We start from the raw sequence: 16,941 nt of genomic DNA, 5'->3' as shown, positions 1-16,941 counted from the left end.
AGTAACTGACGAAGGAAGTACTTTTCTTATGCCAACGAGCAAATTCACAATGGGACCCTTAAATCTTAATCACAGTACACCATATTTCGCTGCCTTAATCTGCTTGAGCGTAGTGGTAACTGCCAAAGTGAGCAGTATCGACTAATATGAGTAACTATAAACTTTGCGTTTTACTTGCCTTTGGTAGAAATATTTTAAATAAGTTGATCAAAATAGCAATCTATCAAAAAAACAGGATAGATTGCTATTCAATGTGTGTACTGAAAAGGTTCCCCGGTTTTTTGTATTTTTAGCTTACGTTACATATGTTAATTTGTAAGTAGTTAGCAAAAGAAGGCACTCCTTCAATTGACGCTTACCTACATACATTACATTAAAATAGCCAGGTTACCCAGTAATATAATATTACTAAAGTAAATAATACCGTCGGCGGTATAACGACAATCGTAACTTTTATATATTGCCACCAAGTAATTATTACATTACCTTTTCTGACAATGTGCATCCACATGAGTGTAGCTAACGTACCCATTGGAAGAAGTAATGAGCCAACATCACTTCCGATAACATTTGCCAGATAAGCAACCTTCAAGGAAAGTAAATCTAAATCCATATTCATAAGCGTCATTGTTCCGACCATTAGCGCTGGGTGATTATTAAATATATTAGAAAGTACTGATAAGAGTACCCCCATCATCACACTTGTATGGAGTAGGCTTCCCGTAACCAAAGGATGCATAAATCCAATCAACCAGTCTGTTAAACCGATGTTGTTCAGACCGTAAATAATTACGTACATACTAAATGCAAAGATGAGAATATACCACGGAGTCTTTTTCAACATATCTACCGGTGGTATTTTTAAATACATCCATCTCCATCCTAAAAGTAGTAAGGAGCCAAATACAGCCATAAGATAGACCGGAATGTTAACAAATGAAGCGAAAAAGAGGCTAAGTCGAACAGCAAAGACGAAAAGAAGGATATTGCGCATAAACTTTGAACGATCTGCATCTGAAGTAAAATTCGAACTTTGTTTGAGCGGATGATAAGAAGGGAGCGATATTCCACTTACTGTAGTAGGGATGATTTTCGGGATATCCTTCCTAAATCTCCAGTATAGGAGTACTACTAAAAGTAGTAGACCTAGCGTAGCTGGTACAAACATCATTGCTGCATGTGAATACAAACTCATATTCACAATTTTTAACGCGATTAGATTTACAATATTACTTACACCAATTGGAGCACTTGAAGCAGTTGCTACTAATCCACCAGATAATAAAAAGGGGATTTTTTGGTAATTACTCAACTCCATTTTGTTTAATAACATAATAAGAATTGGCGTTGTTATTAAAATACTACCGTCGTTATTAAAAAAGAGAGTCATGAGAAAACATAAAAGATTGACGTACCAAAACAATCGAATACCTGATCCTTTTGCTTTTTCTGCCAGCTTTTCTGCTACCCAGTTGAAGAATCCGAAGCTTTCTAAGACGATTGCCATAACAATCGTCGCCATAATGGTTATTGCTGCCCCACTTATGGTTTCAGCTATTATCCCAAGTTCACTCAACGTGACACTTCCACTTAATAATACAACAATCGCACCTATGGTGGCAGGTATTGCTTCATTGATGCCTCTTGGTCTCCAAAAAATAAATACAAGTGTAAAGAAAAATGCTAATATGGTTATCCAAGCCATTGGTTGCATAGTATTTTCCTCCTTCCCTACTTATTTTCAAATCTTATCTGTTTATATAAATTTACATTTTATCCTCATATAAAAAACTACCTATTTCACCCCTCTTAGCAAACCTCTTGATTTTGCCTTACTCATATTTATATGTAAATTGGTTAATCATTTCTTGGTTTAGTACCTATTTTAAAAATTTTTGGAATCCATTATCGAATTCCTAGACACTGGAAGCCTGTCCTTTGAGATGCACAAAACTACTTAAAGGTGTTGATTGTATAATTATCGGTAGATGGAAAGCTTTATTTTCGAGTGAAATAATTGATAAGGCACTTGCATGTTGATTGGAACGGAGGCTACTCGACTCATTCTTGAAAGATAAATTTACCAACGCTTCGATGCACTTTGGATCTCTGCAGAACTTAGATGATTTATCCGCCCACATCTCTTCTCATCATTCGAATACATTTCTTCGTTTGGTCTAGTCTATAGCGTTTCATAGTATATACAAATGCCTATAAAAATTATATTAAAGCACATATTCTTCAAATGTTTCTTAGGTTAAATTAGGTAATAAAAGAATGTTTTTACTATGGGCAAATTTAGTGTAATTAAACAAGGATTGTGTGAAAAAAGAGAACGAATGTCCCTGGGTTTGGTCCTGAAATAAGGAAAAGCAATAGTGTTTTCTAAAACAATCGGCTGTTCCTAATTTGTGTTCAATCCTTTTTTAGCAAAATGGAACGATACATATACAAAGAAACAGGCAAAGGACTAGCCTACAACGCTCCTTCTTCACAATTTACTCAACTAAAGAAATAATTAGCTAAAGAAAGAGGGGAAAAAAGGATGGTAATAATAATTGGAGATAATGGTATAAAAAAAATCCGAAAATGAAAACGTATTGCTTTATGCAGTAGTAGCTGCCATAAAGTAAATGGACGTGCCGCATAAAATTGCAATGATGGAGATCAACTTCCTCAAGAAAAAACGCATATTAAATAAGAAATGTTGCTCGTAAGTCTCTGCACTCATTCGGTAAGCACTACATATAATAAGGGAACTAATACATGGATAATCTATTTGGTTTAAAAACTTACATAAGCATTTTCCACAATCGATTGGGAAGGCATTCTTATTTTTCTAGATAAGAAAGTATAAATTTCTGGAGTTTGAGAAGTGTCTAGCTCCAGCGCCTAGCCCCTCGAGGTCGCTTCAGTCCCTTAATCGAAAGCGGAAAAGATGCTTTCAATACGGGTCTGCAAGCAGCTGTCGGGGCTGAACAAGGCGCTTGCGCTTTTTTTATAAAAGCGATAAAAAAAATTCGTCGCATGTTAGCCTCCTAAAATAGTAGAAAAAAAGTCCATCTGTACAAAATAAAAATATGATTTGGGCTTAATTGTGCTAAAAATTAAACGGCATAGATAGGCATCAGTCATTAATTCCTCTCACAAGTACACATATGAATAGAAGGACTACAAAATTAGGAGGTCAATTGGATGAAAAAGGATAAATTTAATTCATTAATGAACAAAGTAGTTAAAATCGATAGAGGTGGACCTGAAAGTAATGTTGGAATGCTATTAGCAGCAGAAGACGACTATATTACAATGCTTACTGAAAAAGATGGTGTCGTATACTATCAAGCAAAACATATCAAAAGCATAACAAATGATTCAAAAGGTGGTATGAAGTTTAATATTGAAGTACCTACTGATTTTACTTTCCACCAAGGGGAAACCTTCAAATGCGTATTAGAAAATCTAAGATATCATTGGATTAGTGTAAATCGTGGAGGTCCAGAGAAGTTGGAAGGGGTATTAGATGAAGTTACAGACGACTATTTAATTATTATTTTGAATGAAGAAATTATTTACGTTGCGATGTATCATATTAAAAGCATTAGCTACGGGTTAAAGGTTGAGAAGAAAGAAGAAAACGAGAAGGAAGAAAGAAAAGCATCTACAGAATAATAAATTTTTAGTTTCACAAAGGGATTTTAAAAACTATGAAGGGAGACAGCTAATTTTGATCAATATTTCTTTCAAAACATCAATCGCCAATTATATAGGTAAAGATATTGGTTTCTACTTAAATGACAACAGATTTGTCAGAGGCGTTTTACTAGATATAAAAACAGATTACTTAGTTATTTATGTAGATGCAAATGTAATTTATTTAGCACTCAATCAAATATATGCCCTTTCAAAAAACGCAAAGGACATTGCTGTTTCTCCCCAAATAGTTCCATATCTCAACAGAGATTATCTTCAAGATGTTTTGGAAGATTTACAGCACAGTTGGGTCAGTATTAATATTTTAGGTAATAAATATTTTTTTGGATTGTTAACAAAAGTATTTGATGACCATATTATTTTAGTTAATAATGCAGAACTATTATATATTCAAAAATCTTATATATCTAATGTTTATAAAGGGATATTTGAAAGTAATGAGCAACGAGAAGTAAGCGTACAAGAAATAAATATTGAATCTATTTCTGTCCAAATGGATATACAATTCAATGATGATACTCATGAATTACGATCTACTCTATCTACAATCAAAGAATCCAGTAATCACACTAATTTCGTAGAACCATCATCCTTACCGGAAGAGCACACACCATCTACAATCAAGGAATCCAGTAATCACATCATTTCTGTAGAACCATCATACTTACCTGAAGAACACACACCATCTACAATTCAAGGATCCAGTAATCACACTAATTTCGTAGAACCAACATACTTAATGGAAGAGCACATACCATCTACAATTCAAGGGTCCAGTAATCACACTAATTTCGTAGAACCAACATACTTAACGGAAGAGCACACACCATCTACAATCAAGGAATCCAGTAATCACATCATTTCTGTAGAACCATCATACTTACCGGAAGAGCATACACTATCTACAATTCAAGGGTCCAGTAATCACACCAATTTCGTAGAACCATCATACTTACCTGAAGAACACACACCATCTACAATTCAAGGATCCAGTAATCACACCAATTTCGTAGAATCATCATACTTACCAGAAGAGCACACACCATCTACAATTCAAGAATCCAGTAATCACAAAATTTCCGTAGAACCAACATACTTACTGGATGAGCACACACCGTCTACAATAAAAGAATCCAGTAATCACAAAATTTCCGTAGAACCAACATACTTACCAGAAGAGCACACACCATCTACAATTCAAGAATCTAGTGATCACAAAATTTCCGTAGAACCAACATACTTACCAGAAGAGCACATACCGTCTACAATTCAAGAATCTAGTGATCAATCCATGTCCATAAAATCTAAACCCTCACTAAAAGACCTTACACTATTTACAATTAAGGAATTCACTAATCAACCAATGTCCATAAAATCTAAATCCTCACTAAAAGACCGTACACTATTTACAATCCAGGAATCCACTAATCAGCCTATATCCATAGAACCTAAATCTTCACTAAAAGATTCTATCCCAATTACAAACCAAAAATCGTGTAAACAAGTCATTTCTATAGAACCTAAATCCACCCCTAAAGATCCTACTCCATTTAAATTTCAGGAACCTGGAAAAAAAACCGATTCTCTAGAATCTTCTTTCTTACAACAAAAAACCACTCAACAAATTAACGATAAATTTATTCATTTAAAAAACGAACTTAAATTAAATAGAAATAACAAAGGGTCTTTAAGAAGACAAAGTAAGTTTGATAAAAAAGTTAAAAAATCAAATAAGAGAAGATATATTGGGAAAAAACATTTTTCCAATACGAACATAACTCAACAGGAAATAATTATCCCGCCTGTAATATACAAAGCGTTTTCTAAAACGAAGTGTGATAATTCGGATAATTGTATAACGAACAAAGGGGAAAAAAACGTTCAATTAAATTCGGAAAATTCATACAACGAAATTCAGCAAATGGATGTACTACATATAAACAATGAGGTTCAAAAAGAAAATGTATTAAATGATAATTATTTATTGGAATTACAGTACTTAGCTTTAATGAAACATGCGGAAAAAATGTATCTTCAGTTGAAAGACGAACGATTAAAAATAAATCATGAAAGAGGGGAGGAAAAGATATGGTGATGTTTTTTTATTTTTCAGTAAAAGAAATTGTTTTTAACATCACCTAATGTACAAAATACTAATAGAAAATCAACAAAAACTGCTTTTCCCAACCATAAGGTGGCGGATATAAATGCTAGATAGCTCTTTGAGTTAAAAGCAGGTATTGTTTCATGGCATGATATTATAGGGAAAATAGGCAATGTCAGTGGCCCTTCACTTACAATACTGTCAATAATCATGATGGTATTGGATAGTAGTGGCTTTTTTTCGGCGGATTGCGTATAACATCGTTGTTAGATAAGACTCTATATTTACACGAATCTTATTTGCTTTTTTTTTTGCGCTGTACTTTTTGTTGAAATTAGAAACCTACTATTCTATTGCATGAATGAACTTAAACTATTTCTTAAATAGTTATTTCGTTCATGAATATAACGTAAAATAAAATCCTTTTCTTCATTTAAATTTATTTCTTTATGTTTTAAGTAAGGATCTTTATGGATAAATGGACGGATAGATTGTAGTATTTCTTCAATAATAGGTTCAAGATACTGTTGGGTAAATTGTTTTTGTAATATTTCATCCAATATACTACCATATAAATTTTTGAAATATGAACAATCTAATAATCGCGCAGTTAAAGAATTATAGCCTTCTATTGGAATGTAATCATATTCTAAATATCTACCATGTAAATCTCTACCCCAAGATCCATCATAATCCCATGGAGTTATTTCAAAAAGCCCTGTATCACTATTTTGATACAATGCATAATTGTGTATAAAACCATCAAAGTTCTGAACACATACAACACCAGTAAGCCACTTTAAATATTTTTGAACATCTAAAATCGTATTTATTTCTACACGAAATTTCTCTTGTGGGAAAGTATTAATAGCAATTAGTAATTTTTTTAAAGAGTCATCTTTTTGGAAGTCGACCTTTTTTGTATAGCCATCTTCTAAAGAAGACTTTAATTCCTTTTCAGGAGTGTATAACGAGAAATTAGCATCGTTATTTGTTGCATAATAGATGGTTCCTTTAGGTAAAGAGTGATTTTGTAAATAGTATTGATCAAAAGATTCGAGTATTAAATAAATACCTTCGAATATTCCATTAATATAAAGTAATACATGTTTAGATGCAGGAGCTAGAACACCAATACTTTTAAAGAAATCAAATGAAAGTTTATTTCTAATTATACTTGGATCATTATATTCTGCATTTAAGTGTATTTCATGCTGTCCCTGAAAAAGAAAGGGCTTATCAAAGATAATATGATACGATTTTTTCTTATGTTCACGAAGTTGGTTTCCTCGTAAGGCAAGTTTAACTGACAATTTATTTGTTGCTGTTTTTAATTTAGCGTTAACATAATTATGATCCCATAAATCATACATCATTGAATCAAGTGCACTTTCAGGAACTTCAATATAATACCTTTCCATAAATACTCCACCTTCCCTATTTTTGTTTTCAAATAATATTTTTTACAAATAAAAAAATAATTTTGTTGTTAGAGTACATTTACCTTATTTCATATTATTTCTTGTTGCATATGATGTAGAGAAACTAAAAAGGAGGTAATTATTTGAGTATTGTGTTATTGGATGATATGAAAAAATTGGCTGAACTCGCAACAAACAATGGTGTATCACATTATATGATGAAAAACCCAACAGATGAATCTGATATAGATGCATCGACATTTGTCATGGGAATTAGGAAGTCAAGAGGTTCCAAAGGTCGTAAATGCTCGAGAGGTTCACGAGGTTCAAGAGGTTCAAGAGGATCGAAAGGGCGTAAATGTTCGCGAGGCTCAAGAGGCTCACGAGGTTCAAGAGGTTCCAAGGGATCAAAAGGTTCACGAGGTTCAAGAGGATCGAAAGGGCGTAAATGCTCGCGAGGCTCAAGAGGATCACGAGGTTCAAGAGGATCGAAAGGGCATAAATGTTCGCGAGGCTCAAGAGGTTCAAGAGGCTCAAAAGGTTCCAAGGGATCAAGAGGTTCAAGGGGATCGAAAGGTCGTAAATGTTCGCGAGGTTCAAGAGGCTCAAAAGGCTCAAAAGGCTCAAGAGGTTCAAGAGGATCGAAAGGTCGTAAATGTTCGCGAGGCTCAAAAGGTTCCAAGGGATCAAGAGGTTCAAGGGGATCGAAAGGTCGTAAATGTTCGCGAGGCTCAAGAGGTTCGAAGGGATCAAAAGGTTCAAGAGGATCGAAAGGACGTAAATGTTCGCGAGGCTCAAAAGGTACCAAGGGTTCAAAAGGCTCGCGAGGCTCAAGAGGTTCAAGAGGATCGAAAGGCTGTAAATGCTCGCGAGGCTCAAGAGGTTCAAGAGGATCGAAAGGCTGTAAATGCTCGCGAGGCTCAAGAGGTTCAAGAGGATCGAAAGGGCGTAAATGCTCGCGAGGCTCAAGAGGATCACGAGGCTCAAGAGGGTCACGAGGTTCAAGAGGGTCACGAGGTTCAAGAGGTTCAAGAGGATCACGAGGTTCAAGAGGATCGAAAGGGCGTAAATGTTCGCGAGGCTCAAGAGGCTCGAAAGGACGTAAATGCTCGCGAGGTTCAAGAGGCTCGAAAGGGCGTAAATGTTCGCGAGGCTCAAGAGGCTCGAAAGGGCGTAAATGCTCGCGAGGCTCAAGAGGCTCAAGAGGCTCGAAAGGACGTAAATGCTCACGAGGTTCAAGAGGCTCGAAAGGCTGTAAATGTTCGCGAGGCTCAAGAGGCTCGAAAGGACGTAAATGCTCACGAGGTTCAAGAGGCTCGAAAGGCTGTAAATGCTCGCGAGGCTCAAGAGGCTCGAAAGGGCGTAAATGTTCGCGAGGTTCAAGAGGCTCGAAAGGGCGTAAATGTTCGCGAGGCTCAAGAGGCTCGAAAGGGCGTAAATGCTCGCGAGGTTCAAGAGGCTCGAAAGGACGTAAATGCTCGCGAGGTTCAAGAGGTTCCAAGGGATCAAAAGGTACAAGAGGTTCAAGAGGCTCGAAAGGACGTAAATGTTCGCGAGGCTCAAGAGGCTCGAAAGGGCGTAAATGTTCGCGAGGCTCAAGAGGCTCGAAAGGACGTAAATGTTCGCGAGGTTCAAGAGGCTCGAAGGGACGTAAATGTTCGCGAGGTTCAAGAGGCTCGAAAGGGCGTAAATGTTCGCGAGGCTCAAGAGGCTCGAAAGGACGTAAATGTTCGCGAGGTTCAAGAGGCTCGAAAGGGCGTAAATGTTCGCGAGGCTCAAAAGGTTCCAATTGGATCAAAAAGCTCTAAAGGTTTAAGAGGTTCAAAGAGATCTAGATTAGGCTGTTTTTAATATTTTTAACCAACCTTTAAATATAATAAACTAATAAATTTCATTTAATGGCTATTGATAAACATGTTGGGCTTGTTAGGAAATGTCTCGGACTATGTCGCTGGAAATAGAAGAAACGCTCGCGGGGATTCCAAATTCGCCCATGGGAATGTGATTTTCGCTCGTGGGGATACCGAATTCGCTCGTAGGGTGCGAAATTCGCCCGCGGCAGTAACTCTCCACGCCCAAGTACAAAAAAATCCAGTAGTTACAAAGCGTAACTACTGGATTTTATATTATTCATTATTCGATTCTTCTTCTCCAGTGTCTGGTTCGGTCGGTTCGTTTGGATTTGTTGGTGGTTGACCTTGCCAATTGCCATTGCCGTTACCATTTCCATTTCCATTTCCATGTCCGTTGCCATTTCCGTGTCCGTTACCATTCCCCGGACCTTGCCCGTTATTTTCATTCGAGTCGGGATTATCTGGTTCAACTGGATTATTTGGCTCATCAATGCCGGAATCTCCCCATCCGTCATCTTCAGGCTCTTCTGGTAACCCTTCGATTAAGACTGAAGTAGAACCTGGCTCACTTCGTACATCTTCTGCAGTTGCTACGACCGTAAATGCATAAGTGTGTCCCGGTTCAATAGCCGGAATCGTCACATTTTTTGCTCCTGTTGTCGCAATAACAGTTGACTCACCATTATCAATCGACATCGAAACTTCAAACGTAATATCGACAGCTTCCGGATCGAAATCTTCTTCTAATTCACCAGGCGCAGCATGCTCCCAAGTTAGATCGATGACATTAGCAACCTCATTATAATCTGCATGTACATTAGTTGGTGCATCTAATTCTAATTTCTCATAGGCATCAGATACTTCAGTTGGCTCTGTCCCTTTAACGAATAGCTCTGTCACCTTCTTATCATCAGGTGTATTTTCACTAGCTAATTTGAGTGGATTTGTGCCGACTTCAACTGTTGCAGAAACAACTGAGTTTGGTTGAGAGAAGCGAGCTGGCTGATCATTTGCCGCTAGTTCCGACATGATAGACTTAAATAGCGTTTGCGGTAAGCGTCGTTCATCCCAAGTTGTAATTGCATCTGGTCGATGTTCATATCCGCTCCAAATAGCGATGGAGTAATCCGTCGTATATCCACTAAACCATGAATCTGGAACAGCGGTATCTGGTAAATTATATTTGGCAAATTCATCACTTGAATAGTTCGTTGTACCTGTTTTACCCGCTATATCAACTCCTGGAACAATCGCTGCTTGACCAGAAGCGTTAGCTTTATAACTAACAACATCGCGTAGCATATCAGTTACCATATAAGCTGTATAGTCACTCATAGCGACATTTCGTTCTGGTTTATATGTTTTAGACGATTTACCGTCGCGATAAACGATTTTTGTAATAGCATGTGGTGAATTATATACACCGTTATTACCAAATGCTGCATAAGCGGATGCCATTTGAACAGGTGAAATGTTAATACGTCCACCACCAATAGCATCGGATTCTACTACATAATCGACATCTATACCTAAACCAGAGACAAATGCTTGTGCTTTATCTGCACCGACAGCTTTAAATGTTTTCACCGCTGGAATATTACGGGAAGTGTATAGTGCTTCGCGTGCTGTCATTGCACCTAAATATCTATTATCCCAGTTTGTAATAACTTGGTCTGAATTTGTATATGTCATTTTTTCGTCAACTAATGTTTCAGCAGTCGACCATTTTAAGTGTTCGATAGCTGGACCATAATCGAGTAATGGCTTCATTGTAGAACCAGGTGCACGTGTTTTTAGGTCATAGGCATAGTTATAGCCACGTTCTACCCCATAATTACGACCGCCACCAATTGCTTTAATTGCTCCTGTTTTCGTATCAATTACTGCGGCCCCTGATTGAATTTTATCAGTAGGGAAGTTCGCATCGTTGTTCATCACTGATTCGACGATAGATTGTGCATCTGGATCTAGTGTTGTATAAACTTTGATTCCTTCTGCTAATGCTTCACTGTCTCCATTTTCTTCAAGCTCTGCTAATACTACATCTAAATAAGCAGGGTAGTTTGTAAGGCGTGTTGATTTTCGTTCTGCTTCTGGTAGTACGCTGTCTGCTACAGAAATGGCTTTTGCTTCATCGGCCTGTGCTTGTGTAATTTTATCATGCTGAACCATTAAACCAAGTACGATATTGCGTCGTTTTTCTGCGCGTTCAGGGTATTTGAACGGGTTATAATTATTTGGACTTTGTGGCATACCAGCAAGCACTGCCATTTGCTCCAATGTTAATTCATCTAGTGGTTTACCGTAAAAATATTCAGCTGCTGTACCGAAGCCGTAAATAGACCCAGACATTAATACTTTGTTAAAGTACATTTCAAAAATTTCTTCTTTAGAGTATTTACGCTCTAATTGAATAGCTAGCCATGCTTCTTGTGCTTTACGTTCTAATTTTTTCTCATTTGTAAAGAATGAGTTTTTAATAACTTGTTGTGTAATTGTACTTGCACCTTGTGATCCGAAGCCATGTTGGAAGTTTGCGATAACAGCACCACCAAGACGCCATAAGTCAATACCGAAATGCTCAAAGAAGCGCGAATCTTCTGTAGCGATAATCGCATCAACCATCTGCTTAGGAATATCTTCGTATTTAACATATTTACGATTTTCTGGCCCAATAGCAGCAAATAATTCCCCATTCACATCATAAAATTCAGAGGATACAGGGTCTTTTAAAAGCTCCTCATCAAGCTCTGGTGCTTTACTTACGTAATAAGCAAATAAACCAGCGCCGCCTACAAAAACTAGTGCACATATTATAGCGATTGTTAACGCTATACGTTTAATCCACTGGTTGATGGGCTTTTTTTGTTTTTTCTTTTGTTGTTCACGTTGTTTTTTTATATCTTCTCGTGTCCGTTTTTGTTCTGTCAAGTTAAATCTCCTCACTTTAATACTAAACGTTTGCTATAAACTTTTTTACCGCCTGTAAGTAGTCGATGCGTGGTTGGTAGCCAGCCTTTATTTCCACAGCATGTGCTTCAAATACTTTCAGTGGTATTGATTTGCGTCCGCCTGATGTCATTAATTGCCACGCTTCCTCGATGACCGTCAGTGGTGTAATAAAATATCGGTCAAGTACGGCAAAACGAATGATGAAAAATGCAATGCCTTTCTGCAATAAGACAGCCTTCATATGTTCTACTTGGTGAGCATGAATATTGTTTAATGGAAAGGAAGTCTTATTTTGAGTTTCCTTCGCTTCGAAATCCAAATAATAACCATTCCACACGCCGTTATAATCCGTCGTTGAAGGAGTGCGGAAATATGCTTCTCGTATTACAGCAGCACTTCTAGACGGATACTCTACTTTGACGATTTGAATGGGAACAGGTTTCTTATGAATATTTGCAATGTTACGTTGCAAGTAAAAAGCATTCGTCTCATTTATTTCATCTTCTAAAGTTTTCCCACGATTACTAAATGATATATCCTTTTTTCGCTGTTTTATTTCAGGCTTTGGAATTTCCTTTTGAGCTGGTGCATAGAGCTTGCCATTTGGATAACGAATCATCATATTCACCCTTTCAACATGCACTTCAATCCCTATTTTAGCACAAATATTATGCAGATTTTTTGTTGTTTTATCGTATCATGTCTAGTTTTGCGTATGACAAGGAGTTTTTCTTAGTCATTTAGAATAGTTCGTGAAAAGGGGGAATGAACATGAATAAATTGAACGCACTTATTTCCTATATTGAACAAACTGAGCAGTTATTAGACATGGTGCTTGAACAACAGCGACTAACACTGTCACTTCAATTTAGTAAAGAAATTTCAAACGCCCACCAAAAAGTAAGCTTAGCAGAAAAGAAGAGGCAAGTAAAGAATGCATGTTCGCCTGTGAGTAGTGATTGAAGAAAAGATTTGGTACACTTAAGAGACTAAACATAACTTAGAGGTGTACGATGCAATTAAAACAACTTACAAATTATTTAATAGAACAATGTGATGAAGCGCAAACACGTTTTTTTCGCATGCGAGAATTAAATGCTACGCCTGATTTTTTTGCTGAAGTAAAGCCCCATGCAGACCATGTGCATGAACAACTACTAAAGTGGAAACAATTAGCAAAAGAATGGCGTTCACAATCCAAACCGAAATATATGCACAATCAGCAAATTGACCAAGTTGTTGACGCGATGGATCAATTTATTGTGCAATCCTTTTATAAAGAAACGAGCAAGAAAAGATTTATTCAATCCGTGCATTCCGTTCACTATACGCTATCCACTTTTTTACGTTATTTAGAGGAAGGTGAACGGGATGCTGAGTAAGAAAAAATCAATTTCACAATTACTTGAAGCTTGGCAATATGATGAAGACTTAAAAGAAAATATTATGCACTGGCATACGTTAGAGGCACAGCCAGCAAGCTATGCACCATTTCCGGAAACGATGCATCAATCAATACGTAAAGCTTTGCAAATGCGTGGAATTGAGCAGCTATATACGCACCAGCGACAAGCATTTGACTATGCAACTGGCGGAAAGTCGTTTACGGCAGTGACGCCTACAGCTTCTGGAAAGTCCTATTGCTATCATTTGCCGGTGTTACAAAAGATTTTAGAGGATAAGTCTAGTCGTGCTATTTATCTATTTCCAACAAAAGCGCTAGCGCAAGATCAGAAAACGGATTTAAATGAATTAATCGAGTTAATGGATGAAGACATTTTAAGCTATACGTATGATGGTGATACAGCACCAGGTATTCGTCAAAAAATCCGCAAAGCAGGCCATATCGTCATGACAAATCCAGACATGCTGCACTCGGGTATTTTGCCACATCATACGAAATGGGTTTCTCTATTCGAAAATTTAAAGTATATAGTCATTGACGAGCTACATACGTATAAAGGGGTATTCGGTAGCCACGTCGCACATGTTATTCGTAGACTTAAGCGTATTTGTGCCTTTTATGGTAGTGACCCAATTTTTATTTGTACATCAGCAACGATTAAAAATCCAAAAGAACTAGCTGAAAGTTTAACAAATACAACGCATAAACTGATCGCAAAATCAGGTGCACCTGTTGGGAAGAAAACGTTTATTTTTTATAATCCACCGATTATTCATCCGACTTTTGGTGTAAGGCGTAGCGCGATATTAGAAGTGCGTGATTTATCGACGCGTTTATTTGAGGCAGGTATTCAAACGATTATTTTTGCTAAATCGAGAGTACGTGTTGAGATGCTTGTAACTTATTTAAAATCACTAACCGCGAAAAAAATTGCAGATGAATCAATTCAAGGCTATCGTGGTGGTTATTTACCGAGTGAGCGTCGTGAAATAGAAAAAGGTTTACGTGATGGCTCTATTCAAATGGTTGTTAGTACAAATGCTTTAGAGCTTGGTGTCGATATTGGGCAATTACAGGCATGTATTATGACGGGCTATCCAGGTAATATTGCGAGTGCTTGGCAACAGGCAGGACGAGCTGGTAGAAGACAGGATGAAGCGCTCATAATTTATGTTGCGCAGTCAACGGCACTCGATCAATATGTGGTGAATCATCCGACGTATTTATTAGGTAGCGAACCTGAGCAAGCAAATATTAATCCTGAAAATATATTAATTTTAATGGCGCATTTAAAATGTGCCGCATTTGAACTACCGTTTTCTGTGACGGATCATTATGGGGAATTCACAGTCCAGGAGCTGCTTGCTTATTTAGCTGAGGAAGGTGTATTAGTAAAAACGTCTACACAGTGGCACTGGATGAGCGACCGCTTCCCAGCACATGAAATCAGTTTGCGTTCTGCAGCACAAGAAAATGTCGTCATTATCGATACGACTGTTCCAGCTAAAACAAAGGTCATTGGCGAAATGGATACGTATAGTGCAATGACGCTCCTTCACGAAGAAGCGATTTATATTCATCAAGGGACACAGTTTCAAGTAGAAAAACTTGATTGGGAAGAGAAAAAAGCATTTGTACGAGAAGTCGATGTTGATTACTTTACTGATGCCAATTTAGCAGTCGAGCTAAAGGTGTTAGAGGAGGATAAATGTGCGCACTATAAAACAGCTACAGTTAGCTACGGAGATGTGGGCATATTAGCGATTCCGACAATTTTTAAGAAAATCCGTTTTAACACACATGATAATATTGGCTCCGGTCCAATTCATTTACCACCAATGGAAATGCACACGAATGCAACATGGGTATCGTTTGACTTACCGGAAAACTGGTCAGAGGAAATGTTAACAGATGCTTTACATGGTGCAGCGTATGCTTTAGGTTCATTTATCCCGTTATTTATCCAGTGTGATCGCAGTGATGTGTCGGTCGTACCACAAGTAAAAGCAGTTCATAATGAACGTCCAACACTATTCATTTATGATAGCTATCCAGGTGGTATCGGACTAAGTGAGAAGGTGTACGATGTCTTATTGCCATTACTTGAGCGTACCGTGCAGCATATTGAAAATTGTCCATGTAAGTCAGGTTGTCCGTCGTGTATCGGGGCACAGGATAGTTTACAAGAAAGCAAAAAACGAGTATTAAAAGTACTAAATATTTTACTAGTAGAAATGATGTGGCCGTAAATGTCATACGAAAATAAAATACTGCAAATGAAAAAAATGCTAGGAAAGAAAACCTCGGAGGAACAAGAGAAGCCTAAATTTGTGAAACCAGCTGCACCTAGTTATAAGGAAGCGTGGACAGCAGCAGGTCTTACACCCGTGCATAACGATTTTGGTATGCTTTTCAAGAGAGAAGTACGCTATCCGCTCACTTATCGCCACGGTAATTATGAGCTAGGAGAATTATATAATGCGATTGAAGCATGGGAAGCTGCGGATATGAACCATCCGTACAGGTTAACATTTGATGACACGCTCGTATTTTTTGATACAGAAACAACAGGATTAAAAGGTACAGGTACGCATATATTTCTATTAGGCTTACTTGAAGAACGCGGTGATGAATTTGTCTTAACGCAATACGTACTTGCTGATCCGGAAAATGAGGCCGCTCTGCTTTTTGAGTCAAAGTTTTGGCAGCGAGCGATAACGATAGTTTCATATAATGGTAAAAGCTTCGACTGGCCAATGCTGGAAACACGCTGGACATTGAATCAAAACATTATCCCAAAGCTACGGCCGCAAAAGCAAATTGATTTATTGCATAGTTCAAAACGTTTATGGAAAAATGATTTAGAGAAAATGAAACTTGTACAAGTGGAGGAAGAAAAACTTGGTTTCAAGCGAGAAGGGGATATACCTGGCTATTTAGCACCGATTATTTATTTTGATGCGGTGAAAAGTGGCAATGCAGAAGCACTTATGAAAGTATTGCTGCATAATGAATGGGATCTTTTATCGCTAATTACACTATATGTCCATCAAACGAAGCTACTATTTGCAAGCGAAGTAGAATCGGCCGTTACTTATACGAATATCGGAAAATGGTACGGTGATTTAAAGCAACCAATTGCAAGTGAGCACGTGTTAACGAATGTAACAGAAAATTATCGTGAGCAGGAAGCAAGTTTAGCGTATTTTTATTTAGCGATTCAGCAGAAGAGAAATGCAAATTATGAATCGGCAAAATTGTCATTTGAAAAAGCACTCCCAGGTATTTCGCCTAAACAAAAGTTACAAGCCTATGAGCAGCTTGCAATGTTACATGAGCATCAATTTCAACAATTCGATCGGGCATTGTTTTATACTGAAAAAGGGCTTGAGATTGTTAGACAAAGTTCGCTAACTACTGACCAAAAGCAAAAGCAACTAGTGAAATGGGAAAAGCGTTATAAAAGAATCGAAAATAAACGACAATAATCGTTAA

11 protein-coding genes are annotated in these 16,941 nt (G+C 37.4%); 6 read left to right on the top strand and 5 right to left on the bottom strand.

Going from position 1 to position 16,941, the window contains the following annotated elements; all coding sequences use genetic code 11:
• Positions 1–373: 373 nt before the first annotated feature.
• A complete protein-coding gene (locus AAFN87_RS06310) occupies positions 374–1,705 on the bottom strand; it encodes an arsenic transporter (RefSeq protein WP_481886465.1) in 1,332 nt (443 codons plus the stop codon).
• Between the two features lie 1,490 nt (positions 1,706–3,195).
• Between AAFN87_RS06310 and AAFN87_RS06300 the strand changes: the two genes are divergently transcribed.
• Entirely contained in the window at positions 3,196–3,669 is a 474-nt protein-coding gene (locus AAFN87_RS06300; protein ID WP_347790195.1) for a hypothetical protein, read from the top strand.
• Positions 3,670–3,724: 55 nt separating this feature from the next.
• A complete protein-coding gene (locus AAFN87_RS06295; RefSeq protein ID WP_347790194.1) occupies positions 3,725–5,806 on the top strand; it encodes a hypothetical protein in 2,082 nt (693 codons plus the stop codon).
• A gap of 359 nt (positions 5,807–6,165) precedes the next feature.
• Here AAFN87_RS06295 and AAFN87_RS06290 read toward each other — a convergent pair whose 3' ends face one another.
• The 4 genes from AAFN87_RS06290 to recU form a co-directional block, all read right to left on the bottom strand.
• Positions 6,166–7,236 carry a CotH kinase family protein gene (locus tag AAFN87_RS06290; RefSeq protein WP_347790193.1) on the bottom strand — a complete coding sequence of 357 codons (1,071 nt, stop codon included), beginning with the start codon at positions 7,234–7,236 and terminating at the stop codon, positions 6,166–6,168.
• A 273-nt stretch (positions 7,237–7,509) separates the two neighbouring features.
• Positions 7,510–9,015: a hypothetical protein gene (locus AAFN87_RS06285; RefSeq protein WP_347790192.1), complete on the bottom strand. Its 1,506-nt coding sequence runs from the start codon at positions 9,013–9,015 to the stop codon at positions 7,510–7,512.
• A gap of 347 nt (positions 9,016–9,362) precedes the next feature.
• Positions 9,363–12,020, bottom strand: coding sequence for a PBP1A family penicillin-binding protein (locus AAFN87_RS06280; protein ID WP_347790191.1), 2,658 nt, complete (start codon positions 12,018–12,020; stop codon positions 9,363–9,365).
• Positions 12,021–12,042: 22 nt separating this feature from the next.
• Positions 12,043–12,663: a Holliday junction resolvase RecU gene (gene recU / locus AAFN87_RS06275; RefSeq protein ID WP_347790190.1), complete on the bottom strand. Its 621-nt coding sequence runs from the start codon at positions 12,661–12,663 to the stop codon at positions 12,043–12,045.
• Positions 12,664–12,812: 149 nt separating this feature from the next.
• On the opposite strand from recU, the gene AAFN87_RS06270 reads away from it, so the two are divergent.
• From AAFN87_RS06270 to AAFN87_RS06255, 4 genes are read left to right on the top strand one after another with little or no spacing between them, the layout of a single operon-like run.
• Positions 12,813–13,004: an endonuclease gene (locus tag AAFN87_RS06270; protein ID WP_347790189.1), complete on the top strand. Its 192-nt coding sequence runs from the start codon at positions 12,813–12,815 to the stop codon at positions 13,002–13,004.
• 50 nt (positions 13,005–13,054) lie between these two features.
• Positions 13,055–13,423: a YppE family protein gene (locus tag AAFN87_RS06265; protein ID WP_347790188.1), complete on the top strand. Its 369-nt coding sequence runs from the start codon at positions 13,055–13,057 to the stop codon at positions 13,421–13,423.
• Entirely contained in the window at positions 13,413–15,695 is a 2,283-nt protein-coding gene (locus AAFN87_RS06260) for a DEAD/DEAH box helicase (protein WP_347790187.1), read from the top strand. Before AAFN87_RS06265 ends, AAFN87_RS06260 begins: the two co-directional genes overlap by 11 nt.
• A complete protein-coding gene (locus AAFN87_RS06255; RefSeq protein WP_347790186.1) occupies positions 15,696–16,934 on the top strand; it encodes a ribonuclease H-like domain-containing protein in 1,239 nt (412 codons plus the stop codon).
• Positions 16,935–16,941: the final 7 nt, after the last annotated feature.

The organism is Solibacillus sp. CAU 1738 (assembly GCF_039888725.1).
In the GTDB taxonomy this organism is placed as follows: domain Bacteria; phylum Bacillota; class Bacilli; order Bacillales_A; family Planococcaceae; genus Metasolibacillus.
Note: the sequence above shows the minus strand (reverse complement) of the source record. Positions and strands in the feature narration are given on the sequence as shown.